18 protein-coding genes are annotated in these 16,160 nt (G+C 73.8%); 9 read left to right on the top strand and 9 right to left on the bottom strand.

The window, feature by feature from the left end; genetic code table 11:
- The first annotated feature begins 31 nt into the window (after positions 1–31).
- Positions 32–637: a TetR/AcrR family transcriptional regulator gene (locus tag ACIQMJ_RS27455; RefSeq protein ID WP_499763869.1), complete on the top strand. Its 606-nt coding sequence runs from the start codon at positions 32–34 to the stop codon at positions 635–637.
- Positions 634–1,899 (top strand): glycosyltransferase, encoded by a 1,266-nt coding sequence (locus tag ACIQMJ_RS27450; protein ID WP_499763868.1) that lies wholly within the window; start codon positions 634–636, stop codon positions 1,897–1,899. Before ACIQMJ_RS27455 ends, ACIQMJ_RS27450 begins: the two co-directional genes overlap by 4 nt.
- On the opposite strand, the gene ACIQMJ_RS27445 is transcribed toward ACIQMJ_RS27450, so the two are convergent.
- The 6 genes from ACIQMJ_RS27445 to ACIQMJ_RS27420 all read right to left on the bottom strand — a co-directional run bounded on the left by ACIQMJ_RS27445 (position 1,896) and on the right by ACIQMJ_RS27420 (position 7,432).
- Entirely contained in the window at positions 1,896–3,338 is a 1,443-nt protein-coding gene (locus ACIQMJ_RS27445) for an MFS transporter (RefSeq protein ID WP_499763867.1), read from the bottom strand. The genes ACIQMJ_RS27450 and ACIQMJ_RS27445 overlap by 4 nt on opposite strands.
- Entirely contained in the window at positions 3,335–3,505 is a 171-nt protein-coding gene (locus ACIQMJ_RS27440) for a hypothetical protein (protein ID WP_499763866.1), read from the bottom strand. The genes ACIQMJ_RS27445 and ACIQMJ_RS27440 overlap by 4 nt, the downstream gene beginning before the upstream one ends.
- An 82-nt stretch (positions 3,506–3,587) precedes the next feature.
- Complete coding sequence (locus tag ACIQMJ_RS27435; protein ID WP_499763865.1) at positions 3,588–5,156, bottom strand: MFS transporter; 1,569 nt, start codon at positions 5,154–5,156, stop codon at positions 3,588–3,590.
- Between the two features lie 95 nt (positions 5,157–5,251).
- Positions 5,252–6,001, bottom strand: coding sequence for a class I SAM-dependent methyltransferase (locus ACIQMJ_RS27430; RefSeq protein ID WP_499763864.1), 750 nt, complete (start codon positions 5,999–6,001; stop codon positions 5,252–5,254).
- Between the two features lie 32 nt (positions 6,002–6,033).
- Positions 6,034–6,909, bottom strand: coding sequence for a serine hydrolase (locus tag ACIQMJ_RS27425; protein WP_499763863.1), 876 nt, complete (start codon positions 6,907–6,909; stop codon positions 6,034–6,036).
- Positions 6,910–6,967: 58 nt separating this feature from the next.
- Positions 6,968–7,432: an RHS repeat-associated core domain-containing protein gene (locus ACIQMJ_RS27420; protein WP_499763862.1), complete on the bottom strand. Its 465-nt coding sequence runs from the start codon at positions 7,430–7,432 to the stop codon at positions 6,968–6,970.
- 297 nt (positions 7,433–7,729) lie between these two features.
- On the opposite strand from ACIQMJ_RS27420, the gene ACIQMJ_RS27415 reads away from it, so the two are divergent.
- The 4 genes from ACIQMJ_RS27415 to ACIQMJ_RS27400 are packed head-to-tail and all read left to right on the top strand — an operon-like array spanning position 7,730 to position 11,501.
- Positions 7,730–8,770, top strand: coding sequence for an ABC transporter substrate-binding protein (locus ACIQMJ_RS27415; protein WP_499763861.1), 1,041 nt, complete (start codon positions 7,730–7,732; stop codon positions 8,768–8,770).
- Positions 8,767–9,555, top strand: coding sequence for an ABC transporter permease (locus tag ACIQMJ_RS27410; protein WP_387490836.1), 789 nt, complete (start codon positions 8,767–8,769; stop codon positions 9,553–9,555). The genes ACIQMJ_RS27415 and ACIQMJ_RS27410 overlap by 4 nt, the downstream gene beginning before the upstream one ends.
- Entirely contained in the window at positions 9,548–10,321 is a 774-nt protein-coding gene (locus ACIQMJ_RS27405; protein ID WP_499763860.1) for an ABC transporter ATP-binding protein, read from the top strand. Before ACIQMJ_RS27410 ends, ACIQMJ_RS27405 begins: the two co-directional genes overlap by 8 nt.
- A gap of 31 nt (positions 10,322–10,352) precedes the next feature.
- A complete protein-coding gene (locus tag ACIQMJ_RS27400) occupies positions 10,353–11,501 on the top strand; it encodes an MFS transporter (protein WP_499763859.1) in 1,149 nt (382 codons plus the stop codon).
- Between the two features lie 29 nt (positions 11,502–11,530).
- On the opposite strand, the gene ACIQMJ_RS27395 is transcribed toward ACIQMJ_RS27400, so the two are convergent.
- Genes ACIQMJ_RS27395 through thiS form a run of 3 tightly spaced genes read right to left on the bottom strand, consistent with a single transcriptional unit; the run spans position 11,531 to position 13,255 of the window.
- Positions 11,531–12,286 carry a tyrosine-protein phosphatase gene (locus tag ACIQMJ_RS27395; protein WP_499763858.1) on the bottom strand — a complete coding sequence of 252 codons (756 nt, stop codon included), beginning with the start codon at positions 12,284–12,286 and terminating at the stop codon, positions 11,531–11,533.
- On the bottom strand, positions 12,286–13,041 hold the full coding sequence (locus ACIQMJ_RS27390) for a thiazole synthase (protein ID WP_499763857.1): 756 nt from the start codon (positions 13,039–13,041) through the stop codon (positions 12,286–12,288). Before ACIQMJ_RS27390 ends, ACIQMJ_RS27395 begins: the two co-directional genes overlap by 1 nt.
- Entirely contained in the window at positions 13,034–13,255 is a 222-nt protein-coding gene (gene thiS / locus ACIQMJ_RS27385; RefSeq protein ID WP_499763856.1) for a sulfur carrier protein ThiS, read from the bottom strand. The genes ACIQMJ_RS27390 and thiS overlap by 8 nt, the downstream gene beginning before the upstream one ends.
- 145 nt (positions 13,256–13,400) lie before the next feature.
- On the opposite strand from thiS, the gene thiE reads away from it, so the two are divergent.
- The 3 genes from thiE (at position 13,401) to ACIQMJ_RS27370 (ending at position 16,156) form a co-directional block, all read left to right on the top strand.
- Positions 13,401–14,066 (top strand): thiamine phosphate synthase, encoded by a 666-nt coding sequence (gene thiE, locus ACIQMJ_RS27380; protein WP_499763855.1) that lies wholly within the window; start codon positions 13,401–13,403, stop codon positions 14,064–14,066.
- Between the two features lie 176 nt (positions 14,067–14,242).
- The gene (gene thiD / locus ACIQMJ_RS27375; RefSeq protein WP_499763925.1) at positions 14,243–15,061 is read left to right on the top strand and encodes a bifunctional hydroxymethylpyrimidine kinase/phosphomethylpyrimidine kinase; all 819 of its coding nucleotides are present in this window, start codon (positions 14,243–14,245) and stop codon (positions 15,059–15,061) included.
- 69 nt (positions 15,062–15,130) lie between these two features.
- A complete protein-coding gene (locus ACIQMJ_RS27370; protein WP_499763854.1) occupies positions 15,131–16,156 on the top strand; it encodes a thymidylate synthase in 1,026 nt (341 codons plus the stop codon).
- The last annotated feature ends 4 nt before the right edge of the window (positions 16,157–16,160 follow it).

Below are 16,160 nucleotides of genomic sequence, written 5' to 3'. Positions count from 1 at the left end.
CCGGGCTGAACGAGTGTTCAAAGATCTGTTCATGCGTTCAGCGACGTCCGACCTCACCGCTCGCGCGCGCATCCGCGACGCCGCGCTGGCCCGTTTCGGGACCGACGGCATCGCGGGCGCCTCGCTGCGGGCCATCGCCGCCGACGCCGGCGTGTCGCCCGCCCTGGTCGTGCACCACTTCGGCTCCAAGGAAGGGCTCCGGCAGGCGTGCGACGAGCACGTCCTGGCGGCCGTGGAGGTCGACGACGACCTCGACGTCACGGCGCTGGCCGACCTGGTCGCCGGGGCCACGCCGGTCCGCCGCTACCTGGCCCGCGCGCTGCTCGACGGCACCGACAGCGCGGCGGCGCTGTTCGCGCGGATCGTCGACCGCACCGAGAAGTGGCTGGCAGCCGGCGAGGAAGCGGGTCGGGTGCGCCCGTCCGGCGACGCGAGGGCACGTGCGGTCGTCTACGTGTCCTGGCAGTTCGCGCCGCTGCTGCTCGGCGAGCACGTCGGTCGTCTGCTCGGCGGCGATCCCGCGGAGGCGGACACGGCTGCCCGGGGCGCCCGCGCGGGGCTGGAGATGCTGACCGGGGGAGTGTTCACCGACGAGCGCTGGTTGACCGCGTTCAGCGCGTTGCGGACCGGGCGATGAGGGCGCTGCTGGTCACCCACGGCACGCGCGGCGATGTGCAGCCGATGCTCGCCCTGGCCGTGGCGCTGCGCCGGGCGGGCCACGAGGCGCTGCTGGCCGCGCCGGAGTCGTTCACCGCGAGCGCGGCCGAGCACGACGTGGAGTTCGCGGCCCTGGACGAGGGGCCGAACCGGTTGCTGGACGACCCGGTGGTCAAGCAGGCGATCGAGGGCGGGTACAGGGGCGTGCGCGGCAAGGTCACCGCCGTGCGCACCGCGCGCCGCATCAAGCCGCTGATGGCACGGGTGCTGCACGACCTGGCCGACATCGCCCGCGGCTGCCGCGCCGACGTCGTGGTGCACACGCCGGCCGTGCCCGCCCAGCACGTCGCCGAACTGCTCGACGTGCCCGCCGCCGTGGCGACCTTCCAGCCGGGCTGGGTGCCCACCGGCCTGTTCCCGTGCCCGATGGTGCCGCTGCCGCGCCTGCCCCGGGCCCTCAACCGCGCCACCTACCTGACCGTCACGGCGACGTTGCGGAGCTTCGCCGGCACCGCCGACCGCTGGCGCGTCGACGAACTCGGCCTGCCGCGCCGGCGCGCCGGCCACGACCTGCTGCGCGCGCCCGACGGACGGCACCGGCTGGTGCTCCAGGCGTTCAGCCCGCACGTCACCCCGGTCGACCCCGACTGGCCCGCGCAGGTGCGCACCACCGGGTTCTGGTACCTGCCGAGCCTGCCCTGGTCGCCGCCGCCCGCGGTGGAGCGGTTCCTGGACGACGGTCCCGCGCCGGTCTACCTGGGGTTCGGCAGCATGGCGGGCCGTGACGCCGAACGCAGCGGCCGCACCGTCGTCGAGGCGGTGCGGCGGGCCGGCGTGCGCGCGGTGCTGGCCACCGGGTGGGGCGGGCCGGCGTCCACCGGGTCGGCCGACGTGCTCGTGATCGACCAGGCGCCGCACGACCGGTTGTTCCCGCGCATGGCGGCGGTGGCGCACCACGGCGGTGGCGGCACGACCGGTGCCGCGCTGGCCGCCGGCGTGCCGCAGGTGGTGTGCCCGTTCGTCGCCGACCAGCCGCACTGGGCGCAGCGCGCGCACGCGATCGGCGTCGCCCCACCGCCGGTGCGGCAACGACGACTCACCGTCGACACGCTCGCCGACGCGCTCGCCACCGCCGTGAACGACCCGGCGATGCGCCGTAGGGCCACGGAGATCGGTGACGTCGTCCGAGCGGAGAACGGCGTCGCGCTTGCGGTCGCCGCGCTGGAGCAAGCCGTCCGCTAGCCGGCCCGCTCGGCCCGCTTGAGCGCCAGGACCACGCCGATCACCGCGAACACCAGCACCACGTCGACCCACAACGCCCACCGCATGGCCGACGCGTGCGCCGCGCCGCCGGTGTCGTGCCCGACCACGCCGAAGTAGAGCGCGCCGATCACCGCCACGCCGCCGGACACCGCGAACTGCTGCGAGGTCGCCAGCACACCGGATGCCACGCCGGCGGACTCCGGCCGCACGCGCGTCAACGACGCGCCCATCAACGACGGCAGCACCACGCCGTTGCCCAGACCCACCAGCGCCAGGCAGAAGAGCATCCACGCCACACCGACGTCCGCGCCGAAGACGTGGAGCCCCGCGGCCAGCAGCGCCAACCCGGCGGCGGTGACCAGGCTTCCCCAGACCAGCGATTCCAGCCCGAACCTGGTGAAGAGCCGGCCGCCGAGCAGGGCGGTGAGCGAGAAGCAGACCCCCATCGGGGAGAACACCAGGCCCGCCGCGAACGGGCTGAGGTCCAGACCCGCCTGGAGCAGCAGGGAGAGGGTGAACATCAGGCTGCCGAAGTACGTGTTGAACGCGACACCCGCGACGAGGCCCAGGCGGAACGACGGCACCCGGAACAGGCGCAGGTCGAGCACCGGGCTCCGGCCGCGCCGGCCGAGCACCTGCTCCCAGCGCGCGGTCGCCACCGCCACCGGCACGGCCAGCCCCAGGCAGACCCAGGTCCACGCGGGCCACCCCGCGGTCTGGCCCATGCCCAGCGGCACCAGGAGCAGCGCCAGCGCACCGGACAGGCCGAGCGTGCCGAGCGGGTCCAGGCCGGTGCGCGGGCCGTCCCGCCGGTCCGACAGCACCCTGGCCGCCACGACCGCGGTGACGACGCCGATCGGCACGTTGACCAGGAAGATCAGCCGCCACCCGAGCCCCGCCACGTCGGCCTGCACCAGCGCGCCACCCAGCACCTGGCCGGCGATCGAGCCCAGCCCGGAGGCGATGCCGTAGCCCGCGAACGCCCGGCCCCGCGCGTGCGGCGGGAAGTCGGAGGTCATCACGGCGAGCACCTGCGGCACCATCAGCGCGGCCGCCAGCCCCTGGGCCAGCCGGGCGAGCACGAGCTGCTCGGCGGTGACCGCGACGCCGCACAGCAACGAGGTGACCGTGAAGGCGATCACGCCGATCACGAAGAGCCTGCGGTGGCCGTGCAGGTCGCCCAGCCGGCCGCCGGTGATCATGCCCGCGGCGTAGGCGAACGCGTACCCGCCGACGACGAGCTCCAGCGCCGTGGCGCTCGCCCCGAGGTCCGTGCCGAGGCTGAGCGCCGCCACGTTCACCACGAAGAAGTCGAACCGCACCAGGAACGTCGCCGCCAGCAGCACCAGGAGCATCGCCGCGTGGTTGCCGGGGGACTTGCGCGCCTCCGCCGACCCCTGGGAGACGGCTTCGCTCACCAGCGCGAGGCGGGGCAGGGCCGCGCGCGTCGCGCCGGCGTCCGGTGGTCGGGCAACGATTCGGAGCACTCGCGCAGCTCGGACCACGACATGCCGACCTGCTGGGCGATCCGACTCGCCGCCGCCCGCCGCGCGGTCTCCCGGCGGTCCCGAGTCGGTGGTCGCATGATCGCATGATGGCACAAGCCTGGTGCGAGAAGTCCCGCGCGACGGGGGTGGGACCGGGCCGCGTTCCTCGACCGGCCGGGGTCAGGTGTCCTGCCCCAGCACGCTCGGTTCGTCCTGCGCCCTCTGCTCCGCCTCGTTCGACGGCGGGACGTGGCGGAGCATGACGGCGATCAGCACCGCGGTGGCGGCCAGCACGGCGATGCTGATCCCGGCGATCAGGTGCAGCCCCTCGGTGAAGGCCGAGCGGGCGGCGTCGAGCAGCTGGTCGCCCACCGGGCCACCGGCCTGCTCGGCGGCCGACACGGCGCCGCCCAGTGTTTCCGCCGCGGCACGCGCCGAGTCCCCCGGCAGGCCGTCGGGTACCGCGTCGGCCACCCGGGCGCGGTAGACGGCCGTGCCGACGCTGCCGAGGATCGCGATGCCCAGCGCACCGCCCAGTTCCGGCGCCGTCTCCGACAGCGCGGACGCCTCACCGGCCCGCTCCGGCGGCGCGGAGGCGACCACGAGCGCGGTGGTGAGGGTCATCATCGGCCCCAGGCCGAGCGAGACGACGATCGAGCCGATCACCAGCGGCGCGAGCCCGGTGCCCGGCGCGACCAGGGTCAGTACCGCGAACCCGACCGCGGAGAGCACCAACCCGGCCGCGACCACGAACCCCGGGCGGACGCGGCGCACGAGCACCGGCGCGACCGTGGAGCCCACGATGACGCCGCACGCCGACGGCGCGGTCCACAGGCCCGCGTGCAGCGGCGAGAGCCCGAACACCAGCTGGAGGTACTGGGCGAGGAAGAAGTTCGCGCCGAAGAGCACGAAGACGCCGAACAGCAGCGTGCCCAGCGAGACGCTGAACGAGGGGGAGCGGAACAGCCGCAGGTCGATCAGCGGGTCGGGGCGGTGCTGCCGGCGGACGAACCAGGAGCCGATGAGCAGACCGGCCGCGATCGACGCGATCGGCACCACGCCGGGACCGCTGACGGCCATGTGCTTGAGCCCGTAGATCACCGCCAGCACCGCGGCCAGCGACAGCACGGCGCTCACCAGGTCCATCCGGCCGACGCGCGCCTCGCGGTGCTCCGGCAGCAGGAGCGGGCACAGGACGAGGACCAGCGCGGCCACCGGCGCCGCGATCAGGAACACCGCGCCCCACCAGAAGTGCTGGAGGAGCCAGCCGCCGATCAGCGGGCCGATGGCCGTGCCGCCCGCGACGCCGGCGATGACGGTGCTGATCGCCACCGTGCGCCGACGGGGGTCCCGGAACAGCGACGCGGCCAGCGACAGCGCCGCCGGCATGAGCGTCGCGCCGGCGATGCCGAGCAGGGCTCGCGTCACGATCAGCATCTCGGCGTTGACCGAGCAGGCGGCGAGCACGGACGCGATGCCGAAGAGCGCCGACCCGATCATCAGCAGCCTGCGGCGCCCGATGCGGTCGCCCAGCGTGCCCGTCGTGATCAACGAGCCGGCGAGGACGAAGCCGTAGATGTCGACGATCCACAGCGACTGCGCGCCGGTCAGGGCCAGGTCTTGGGAGATCGCGGGCAGGGCGAGGTTGGGGATGGTCAGTTCCAACGAGGCCAGCGAGGTCGGCAGGGTGAGCACGGCGAGCCCGGCCCACTCGCGTCGCCCGGCACGAGACGCACCAGTCGGGTTCATGCGACGACGCTAAAACCTCGACAAAGGTTCAGGTCAAGGCGAGGAGGGGGACCGACACCGCGTCAACCGGAAGACCCGCGGGACGAGGGGACCGCCTACTCCGCGTGCAGCACGAAGAACAGGAAGCTCGGGAACGTGTCGAGGAGGTGGAACTCCTCGGGGAACAGCTCGCGCGCGGCCGGCACCGGCCGGGGTTCGTGGACGACCGAGATCCGGAAGCCCGCCTCGGTGAACGCGTCGGTCATCGCGTGCAGCGGACGGTCCCAGAAGGTCAGCTCGGCGGTCTGGCCGCCCATCGTCCACCGCTCGACCCGGTTGGCCGTGGCGAAGTAGTCCGGCCTGGGCCCGGTCATGCGCCGGATCACGTTGATCAGGACGGGGTGGTCGACCGAGGCGATCAGCCGCCCGCCCGGCTTGAGCACGCGGTGCAGCTCGGCCAGCGGCGGACCCCAGTCCCGCAGGTAGTGCAGCACCAGGGACGCCATCACGTCGTCGAACTCGCCGTCGGGGTAGGGCAGGGGACCGGCCAGGTCGACCACGCGCAGGTCCGCGTCGAGGCCGAGCCTGCGCCGGGCCTGGGCCAGCATCCCGGCGCTGCCGTCGAAGCCGCTCACCACGGCGCCCCGCTCGCGCAGCGCCGCGAACAGCGGCCCGGAGCCGCACCCGGCGTCCAGGACCCGCCTGCCGGCCACGTCACCGGCCAGCGCGAGGGCCGCCGGCCGTTCGTAGTGGGCGTTGATGATGCTGGTCTCGTTCTCGGCCGCGTACCCCTCGGCCAAGCCGTCGTAGTCGCCCGCTCGCGACGGAACGGCGGTGAAGGCGTCTTCCTCGGCAGCGCGGGACATGCACCCCATCGTGGCACGGCGCGAGCCGGGGATCAGCCGAAGTAGCCGTCGAACATGATCCGGCTGATCCCGGTGGTGGTCTCCATGCCGACGGCGTAGCCGTTCTCGACGACCTGGGTGTTGTTCATGATGGCGAGCGTGTAGCGCTCCTCGGGGCCGACGAAGCCGACCGAGTTCATCAGCCACGAACCGTCGTCGTTGTCGTCGGACCACCCGTTCTTGTTGCCCGGTCGGGCCGCGGCGCCCGCACCCCACACGCCCCACTGCTGGTTGGCGTCGACCGAGCGCATCTCGGTGACGATGTAGTCGCGGTGCCGGGCCGGCAGCTTCGTCAGCACGTAGTTGATCAGCCGGTCCAGGTCGTCCGCCGTGGTGAGGATCCAGCCCCAGTGGTGCGGGTGCTGGTCGGTGAACCGCATGTCGGTCATGCCGTAGGACGGGAAGCGCGCGGCGAACTCCGCCTCGCCGCCGTAGCGGGTCCACAGCGTGTGCGCCGCGTTGTCGTCGCTGGAGTTCAGCATGCGGTGCATGAGGTCGCGGTCTTCGGCCGTGAGGGTGACGGTGCCCGCGTCGTTGCGCAGGAGCAGGTCCACGACCATGGCGAGCTTGGGCGTGGAGCAGGCCCAGATCAGCACGTCCGAGTGGGCGCTGCGCCAGACCGCGCCGGTCTTGCGGTCGCGCACCACGATCCCGGCGAAACCGGGGCGGCTCTCGGCGTAGGCGTTCGCGTGGCGGATCCGGTTGAGCAGCGGCCAGTCGAAGTGGGCCGCCGCGGTGACCTGGTTGGCGCGCGCCACGACGCCGGTGGCCGCCGCGGGCTCGGCGCCGGCCGCCGGGGCGACCAGTGACGTGGCGAAGGTGGCCGCGAGCAGCGCGGTCGCGACCAGCCGTCGAGTGATCAGGCTCATACCGACGGAAGTTAGCAGGGCGCTTCCCGAAGCGGCCGATAAACGCCCGTGACCATCCTCATGACAACGGGGCATGATCCTGGACAACCTTTTCTCGCGCACGTCGCTCACGAGCGCGAACACCCGTTCCGCGGCCCGCCTGCGGAACCGGTCGCCGGCCGGAGACCACGCCCGCGGCGGCGGTTCCGGCGAGGCGTCCGCCGTCGAACTGGCCCTTGACCGCCTGCCGGACGCCCTCGATGCCGACGTCTACCAGCACGAGGTCCGACGGCGAGTGGACGCCCGCGTTCGGCGCACCGTCCAGGTAGGACTCCGGTGCCGGGTCCGGGCTCTGCCAGAGCTGCGTGCGCGGGTCGTAGTAGCGCGCCCCGAAGTAGTACAGGCCGGTCTCGGAATCGACCTCCTTGCCGGTGCACCGGTGCGGCACCGGCTGCGACGGCGGCGCGCAGACCGAGCAGCCGTGGCATGGCGACGGGGGAGGGGCCCGTTGCACTGCTTCACCGGGATGGCGCAGACCTGGCACCGGGGGAGTCTGCCGCGATGCGGAGGGCACCTCGTTTCAGTGGTCGTGGCCCGTGGGCCCGGACGTCGGCACCGTCTGTGACAGAGCGTGACGAGTCCGCCACGCGTGCTCGCGCCGGTGCGGCACCCCGAACGGGTGGGGCACGCCACCGGTGGGCCGGTGTCGACGCCCGGCCGCACCGCGTAGGGTGGGGCCACCCCCGCGGGAGCCCTGCGCGTCCGGGCTGAGAGGACGGCACGATCGGCCGTCGACCGTTCGCACCTGACCCGGTTCGTACCGGCGTAGGGAGGATTTTGCATGCGCACGTCCACCAGGTTCGGCGTCACGGCCGTGATCGCGCTCGTCGCCGTCGCACTGACGGCCTGCGGCAGCGGTGACGGCGGCGGAGCGGAGGGCGGGCAGGACCGCCCGAAGGTCCGCCTGGCCCTCGACTGGACGCCCAACGTCAACCACACCGGCATCTTCATCGCCCAGAAGCAGGGGTGGTTCGAGGAGGCCGGGCTGGACGTGGAACTGCTGCCCTACAACAACACCTCGCCGGACACGCTGGTCTCCTCCGGCGCGGCCGACTTCGGCATCAGCTTCCAGGACTCGTTCAGCTTCTCGAAGGCGTCCGGCGCGGACATCACGTCGGTGATGGCGATCGTGCAGCACTGGGCCACCGCGATCGCGGTCCGCGGCGACCGCACCGACGTCAAGACCCCCGCCGACCTCGACGGCAAGGTCTACGGCGGCTTCGGCGCGGCCTATGAGGTGCCGAAGATGCGAGAGGTCATCAAGAACGCGGGCGGCAAGGGCGAGTTCGAGACCATCGTGCTGGGCACCGCCGCGTACGAGGCCGTCTACGCGGGCGAAGCGGACTTCACCGAGCCGTTCATGAACGTCGAGGGCGTGCAGGCCGAGCTGCGCGGCACCCCGTTCAAGACGTTCTCCTACACCGACTACGGCTTCCCCGACTCCTACAACGTCATCCTGGTCGGCAGGACGCCGTGGCTGGCCGAGAACAGCGACACGGCCAAGAAGTTCGTCCAGGCCGTCCAGCGCGGCTACCAGTTCGCCGCCGAGGACCCGGCGCGCGGCGCCGCGCTGCTCGCGGAGGCCGACCCGGCCGCGTTCGGCGAGCAGGAGATGGTGTCGCGGGGCGTGCGGATGATGGCGGAGAAGTACCTGCTCGACGCCAACGGCGTGGTGGGGCCGCAGACGGCCGAGATCTGGACGGGCCTGTCCGGCTTCCTGTTCGACTCCGGCGTGCTGGCCGGGCCGGACGGCTCGCCGCTGACCCAGCGGCCGGACTTCTCGACCTGGTTCACCAACGACTACCTGGCGCCCTCCCCGTGACCGCACCCGCGCGCGGGCGGGCCCGGCGCACGCTGACCGCGGTCCTCCCGCCGCTGGTGCTCGTGGTGGTGGGCCTGGTCGTCTGGCAGTGGGCGGTGACGTCCACCGGCGTCCGCCCGCAGGTGCTGCCCTCACCGCTGCGCGTGCTGGAGCAGGGGTGGCGCAACCGCGAGCTGATCTGGACCCACACGGTGCCCACGCTCCAGGTCACCGCCATCGGGTTCGCCTGCTCGCTGGCGCTGAGCTGGGCGCTGGCCATCGCGGTCGACTTCTCCCGGTGGCTGCGCCGCGCCCTGACCCCGCTGCTGGTGGCGTCGCAGACGATCCCGATCATCGTCATCGCGCCGCTGCTGATCATCTGGTTCGGGTTCGGGTTGCTGCCCAAGGTGGTGGTGATCGCGCTGGTGACGTTCTTCCCGATCGCGATCGGCCTGATCGAGGGCTTCGCCGCCACCGACCGCAAGGCCACCGACCTGCTGCGCAGCATGGGCGCCTCGCGCTGGCAGCGGTTCCGCTACGTGCGGCTGCCGGGCGCGCTGCCGTCGTTCTTCACGGCGCTGCGCATCGGCATCACCTACGCGGTGACCGGGGCGGTCTTCGCCGAGTACGCGGGGGCCAAGGAGGGCCTGGGCATCTTCATGAGCCTGCAGAAGAACTCGTTCCGCACCGACCTGGTGCTGGCGGCGGTGGTGGTCACCGCGCTGCTGTCGATCGGCTTGTTCGGGCTGACCCACCTCGTCGAGCGGCTGGTCATCCCGTGGCACGTGAAGAGGCGCCGTGGGTGAGGTCAAGCTGTCCGTGGAGGACCTGCACAAGTCGTTCCGGACCGACGCGGGCGTGCTGCCGGTGCTCGACGGCGTCCGGTTCGACATCGCGCCCGGCGAGTTCGTCTCGGTGATCGGGCCGAGCGGCTGCGGCAAGTCCACGCTGTTCAACGTCATCGCCGGGCTGGAGCGGCCGGACGCGGGCCGGGTCGTGGTGGACGGGCGGGACACCACCGGGCGCAGCGACCCGTTCGCGTACATGCCGCAGCAGGACCTGCTGTTCCCGTGGCGGACCGTGCTGGACAACACCACGTTGGGGCTGGAGGTGGCGGGCGTGCCGCGGCGGGTCGCGCGGGAACGGGCCCGCGCGCTGTTCGGGCCGTTCGGCCTGGCGGGGTTCGAGTCGGCGCACCCGCAGGAGCTGTCGGGCGGCATGCGGCAGCGGGCGGCCCTGCTGCGGACCGTCGTGCAGGACCGGGCCGTGCTGCTGCTGGACGAGCCGTTCGGCGCGCTGGACTCGATGACCCGCGCCGACATGCAGGAGTGGCTGGAGGGCGTCCGCACCGGGTTCGAGTGGACCGTGCTGCTGATCACCCACGACATCCGGGAAGCGGTGCTGCTGTCGGACCGGGTCCTGGTGCTCGCGCCCCGGCCCACGCGCGTGCACCTGGAGGTGGAGGTCGACCTGCCGCACCCCCGACGCCTGGACGTGATCACCCAGCCGCGGTTCGCGCAGTTGGAGGACGTGCTGCTCAACGCGTTGCGGGGGCGGCACCCGGAGGCGTGAGCGCGTCGGTCGACGGGGGAGGCGGTTGCCGGTGGGGCGGGCCAGGTTCTGCGTCGCGGTGGTGTTCTTCGTCAACGGGGCGGTGTTCTCCAGCTGGGCCTCGCGCGTGCCCGCGATCGCGGACCGGGTGGGCGCGGGTCCGGCGGCCGTCGCGGTCGCGGTCTTCGGGCTGAGCGCGGGTGCGGTGGTCGGCCTGCCGCTGTCCGGTGTGCTGGTGTCCCGCTTCGGCAGCACGGCGGTCGTGCGGGCGGTGCTGGTCGGGTACGCCGCGGCGCTCGTCGCGGTGGGGGTGGCGCCGGACCTCGTGCTGCTCACGGCGGCGTTGGCGGGTCTGGGTGTCGGCAACGGGATGCTGGACGTGGCGATGAACACCGCCGCGGTCGAGGTGGAGCGCCGGTACGCCCGGCAGGTCATGGCGGCGTTCCACGCGCAGTTCAGCTTCGGCGGCCTGGCGGGTGCGCTGGTCGGGGCGGGAGCCGCCGGGATCGGCGCGTCACCGGCGGTGCACCTGCCGGTGATCGCCCTGGTGCTGCTGGTGGCGGGGATGGTCGCGACCTTCGGGCTGCTGCCCTCGTCACCGGACCGCGACGTCGGGCGTCGCGGGTCGCCGCGCCGCGACCGCCGGCTGGTGCTGCTGGGCTCGCTGGTCCTGTGCAGCCTGCTGTGCGAGGGCGCGGTGTACGACTGGAGCGCGGTCTACCTGCGGGACGAGGTCGGTGGCAGCCCGGCGGTCGCCGCTCTGGGGTTCGCCGCGTTCTCGCTCTCCATGGCGTGCTGCCGGCTGGTGGCGGACCGGTTCGTCGACCGGGTGGGGCGGGTGCGGTACGTGCGGGCGGCGGGCGTGCTGGCGGCGGCGGGGCTCGGGCTGGCAGTGCTGGGTCCCGGCGTGGTGGCGGGCGTGGTCGGGTTCGGGCTGGTGGGGCTCGCGCTGGCCGGGGTCGTGCCGACCTTGTTCAGCGCCGCCGCCGACGGGCACGACAACCCGGCGGGCGCGATCGCCGTGGTGTCCACGATCGGCTACCTGGGCTTCCTCGCCGGGCCGGCGGCGATCGGCGGGATCGCCGCGGCGTCGTCGCTGCGGCTCGCGGTGGCGGCGCTGGTCGTGCTGGCGTTGGCGGTCTCGGCGGGGGCGGGGGCGCTGCGCGGCCGGCCGGACCACGCGGCCGGTGCCGGGTCGTGAAGGTCGGCGAGGTGGTCGAGCCCCAGCGGTCAGTCGAGCAGCGCGGCGCGCAGGCGGTCGAGCGTGGCGGGGGACAGGCCCAGGCCGGCCGCGAAGCCCGCCGGTGAGCCGTGCTCGTCCTCGACCGCCCGCAGGAACGCCAGCATGGTCCCCCGGTTCGCGGTCAGCATCGACGGGGGGACGTCCGACCAGTGGGCCTGCGTGTCGTCCTCACCGCCCGCCGTCACCGACGCCTGCCAGCGGGCGGTGGCGGTTTCGCTCAGGGCGTAGTCGTCGGCGACGTCCTCGGCCGGGACGCCGAGCAGGCGCAGCACCAACGCGGCCAGCACGCCGGTCCGGTCCTTGCCCGCCGCGCAGTGGAACACCGCGGGCAGCGCGTCCGGCGCGGCCAGCGCCTCGACCGCCGCCTTCAGCCCGGCCGCGCCCTCGGCCGCGATCTCCCGGTAGTGGTCGACCGCGAAGTCCGGGCGCGCCGAGTCCTCCGGCGGCAACGCCGACCAGTCCGGCACGCGGCGCAGCAGCGGCAGGTGCAGCAGGCGGCCCGGCCAGTCCGCGGGCGGCTCCCACGTCCGCTCGGCCAGTTCCGCGGCGGTGCGCAGGTCCAGCACGGTGGCCGCGCCCAGCGCCAGGAACGCCGCCACGCCGTGCTCGGTGAGCCGGTGCAGGCCGTCGGAGCGGTACAGCCGCCCCCACGCCACCGAGCGCCCGTCCCCCGTGCGGTAGCCGCCCAGGTCGCGGAAGTTGAACAGGCCGTCGATGTCGAGGAACCGCGACGGCACGTCCATCAGTCCACCGCCGGCGACGACGCCTGCGCCCAGTACCGCTTGGGGATGCGGCCCGCCAACCGGGCGTTGAACCCCGCCGTCACCGCGTCGGCCATCGCCCGCGCCATCCGCTCGGGCTCGGTGGCCCGGGTGACCGCCGTGGCCAGCAGCACGGCCGCGCACCCCAGCTCCATGGCCAGCGCGGCGTCGCTGGCGGTGCCGATCCCCGCGTCCAGGATCACCGGGACGCCCGCCTGCTCGGCGATCATCTCGATGTTGTGCGGGTTGGCGATGCCCCGCCCGGTGCCGATCGGGGAACCCAGCGGCATCACGGCCGCGCAGCCCACGTCCTCCAACCGCCGCGCCACGACCGGGTCGTCGGTGGTGTAGGGCAGCACGGTGAAGCCGTCGTCCACCAGCTGCTCGGCCGCGACCACCAGCTCGGTCACGTCGGGCAGCAGGGTCCGCTCGTCCGCGATCACCTCCAGCTTGACCCAGTCGGTCTCCAGCGCCTCGCGCGCGAGCCGCGCGGTCAGCACCGCCTCCGCCGCGCCGCGACAGCCGGCGGTGTTGGGCAGCACGCCGATCTTCAGGCGCTCCAACAGGTCCAGCACGCCGCCGCCGGACGGGTTGACCCGGCGCATCGCCACGGTGGTCAGCTCCGTGCCCGACGCCACCAGCGCGCGTTCCAGCACGGCGAGGTTCGTCGCGCCGCCGGTGCCCATGATCAGCCGGGAACCCAGCTCCCGGTCGGCGATCCGCAGCGGCTCATCCACCCTGCACCGCCGTGAGCACCTCGACCGCCGCGCCGTCGTGCAGCGCGGTGTTCCACGCGTGGCGGGGCAGGACCTCGCCGTCCACGGCGACCGCTATCCCGGTGCGCCGGGCGGACAGCCGCTCGACCAGCTGGGCGGCGGTGCACCCGTCCGCCACTTCGGTCGCCTGTCCGTTGACCACGAGGTTCACCAGCGCCTCCCCGAGCGTGGGCATCGACATGGTGTCGGTTCCGGTGCGCCCACCGGATCTTCGACGGTAGTGCTGATCTCCGTGCGCGCCATACCGCCACTCGTGCGGGTCTGCCCTCCCCGAACCGGAGGAGTGCCGCGCGGCGCGGGATGTCGCTAGCGTCGCGGACATGCGACTGCACGACCGCCTGATGGCCGCCCGGCTCTACCTGTGCACGGACGCCCGCCGCGACACCGACGACCTGGCCGGGTTCGCCGACGCCGCGCTGGCCGGCGGGGTCGACGTGATCCAGTTGCGGGACAAGGGGTCCGAGGGCGAACGCCGGTTCGGTCCGCTGGAGGCGGGGCAGGCGCTGGCCGCGCTGGAGGTGCTGCGCGAGGCGTGCGCGCGCCACGGCGCCCTGCTGGCGGTCAACGACCGCGTCGACCTCGCGTCGGCCGCCGGTGCGCACGTGGTGCACCTGGGGCAGGACGACCTGCCGGTGGCGCACGCCCGCCGTTTCCTCGGGCCGGACGTGCTGATCGGTCGGTCCACGCACACCCCCGAGCAGGTGGCGGAGGCGGCGGGGAACCCGGAGGTGGACTACTTCAGCGTGGGGCCCTGCTGGGCCACGCCGACCAAACCGGGACGCGCGCCGACGGGCCTGGACCTGGTGCGCCACGCGGCCGAGGTCGCCGGGGACAAGCCGTGGTTCCCCATCGGCGGCATCGACGCGGCGCGCCTGCCGGAAGTCCTGGCGGCGGGCGCGCGTCGCGTCGCGGTGGTGCGCGCGGTCGGCGCGGCGGCCGACCCCCGGCGGGCCGCGGCGGAACTCAGGTCGGCCGTCGCGGGTTGATCCGCCGGCATGTTGCCAGTGAGCGAGGGTGCGGCTACGGTCGGTGAGGAACTCGCATCTCGCCGTGGCGGGCACCGGTCATCACCGCCGGTGCTGCAGTGCTTGCGCGACAGCGGTGTCGACGGGGTGGAGGGCCAATGGGGGAGCGGGCTGTCGGTGTTGCGCCGCCCAGGGTGATGACCGTGGCGGGCACCGATTCCGGCGGTGGCGCGGGCGCGGCGGCCGACCTCCGGGCGTTCGCCGCCTGCGGGGTGCACGGGTGCCTGGCCGTGTGCGCGGTCACCGCGCAGAACTCGCTGGGCGTGAACGCGGTGCACGGCGTGCCGCCGGAGCTGGTGGCCGCCCAGATCACCGCGGTGGTCGAGGACATCGGCCTGGACGCGGCCAAGACCGGGATGCTCGGCACCGGCGAGGTCGTCGCCGAGGTCGTCCGGACCTGCTCCGCGCTGGGCATCGGCGGTGACGGTTCGGTGCCGCTCGTGGTCGACCCGGTGCTGGCCTCGATGCACGGCCACGCGCTGGCCACGACCGCCGCCGTGGAGTCCTACCGGACGCTGCTGCTGCCGGTGGCCACGGTCACCACGCCCAACCTGGACGAGGTCCGCCTGCTCGTCGGCGTCGACGTGCGGGACCGCGCGGGCCAGCACGAGGCGGCGAAGGCGTTGCACGACCTGGGCGCGCGGCACGTGCTGGTGAAGGGCGGGCACCTGGCCGGCGACACCGACGTGAGCGTGGACGTGCTCTACGACGGCCACACCTTCACCGAGTTCCCGGGCCCGAGGTTCGACACCGACAACACCCACGGCGGCGGCGACTCGTTCGCCGCGGCGATCACCGCGGGACTGGCCCGCGGGCTGTCCGTGCCGGAGGCGGTGGGGTTCGGCAAGCGCTACGTCGTGGAGGCGGTGCGCCACTCGTTCGCCCTGGGCGCCGGGTACGGCCCCGTGTCCGCGCTGTGGGCGACCAGGCGCTGGTGGGAAGAACCCGCCGGATAGCCGACGACACCGGCGGGCCGTGCGCGAGGGCCCGCGGGAGCAGCCGACCGCTCTGGAGGAGACACCGCCGTGGGATCCGACACCGTGGACTTCGACACCGTGGAGTTCGACACCTTCCACCACGCCTACACCGCGGTGTTGAGATCGCTGGTGGACGAGCCGTCCTACCGCAACGCGCCGCGCGGTCAGCCCAGCAGCGAACGGCTCGGCGTGCAGTACCGGCTGCGCCGCCCGAGCCAGCGCGTGCCGCTGGTGCCCGCCCGTCGGCTCAACATCGCGTTCAACCTCGCCGAGGCGCTGTGGTACCTGTCCGGTCGGGACGACCTGGACTTCATCGGCTACTACGCGCCCGGCATGCGCAAGTACTCCGCCGACGGCGTGCGGCTGACCGGCACCGCCTACGGGCGCGCGATCTTCGGCGGCGACGGGCGGCCGGACCAGTGGCGCGCGGTGGTGGACCAGTTGCGCGACGACCCCGACAGCAAGCGCGCCGTGTTGCAGATCTTCCGCGGCGAGGAGCTGGCCGTGCCCGGCAACCCGGACGTGTCGTGCACGCTGGGAGTGCAGTTCCTGGTCCGCGAAGGCGCGTTGCACGCCGTGGCTTTCATGCGTGCCAACGACGCTTACCGGGGCATGTCCAGCGACGTGTTCTCGTTCACGTTCCTCCAGGAGCTGATGGCGCGCGAACTCGGCCTGCGCCTCGGCGGGTACGTCCACAGCGTGGGCTCGATGCACGTCTACGACAGCGACGCCCGGCGCGCGCGGGAGGTGTTGGCCGACCCGGCCGCGGCGGCGGACCCGGAGCTGTCGTTCCCGGAGATGCCCGAGGGCGACAACTGGCCGTTCGTGCGTCGAGTGCTCGACCTGGAAGAGCGGATGCGCCTCAACCGGCACCGCCTGGACCCGGACGTGGACCTGGCGGGGCTGCCGGACTACTGGGCGCAGGTCCTGCTGGTGCTGGAGCTGCACCGCGCGTTCCGCCACGGGGAAGCGCCGGACGTGGGCACGGCCGCCGCGTTGTGGCCCTGCTACCGGTGGTTGGTGGGCCGGTGGCGGCCCGACCTGGTGGCCGACCCGGTCACGCTGCCCTGCTGACGGC

Origin of the sequence: Actinosynnema sp. NPDC091369 (assembly GCF_044757065.1) — a bacterium.
Classification (GTDB): Bacteria; Actinomycetota; Actinomycetes; order Mycobacteriales; family Pseudonocardiaceae; genus Actinosynnema.
The sequence above is the reverse complement of the archived record's forward strand: the minus strand, read 5'-3'. Positions and strand labels throughout refer to the sequence as shown.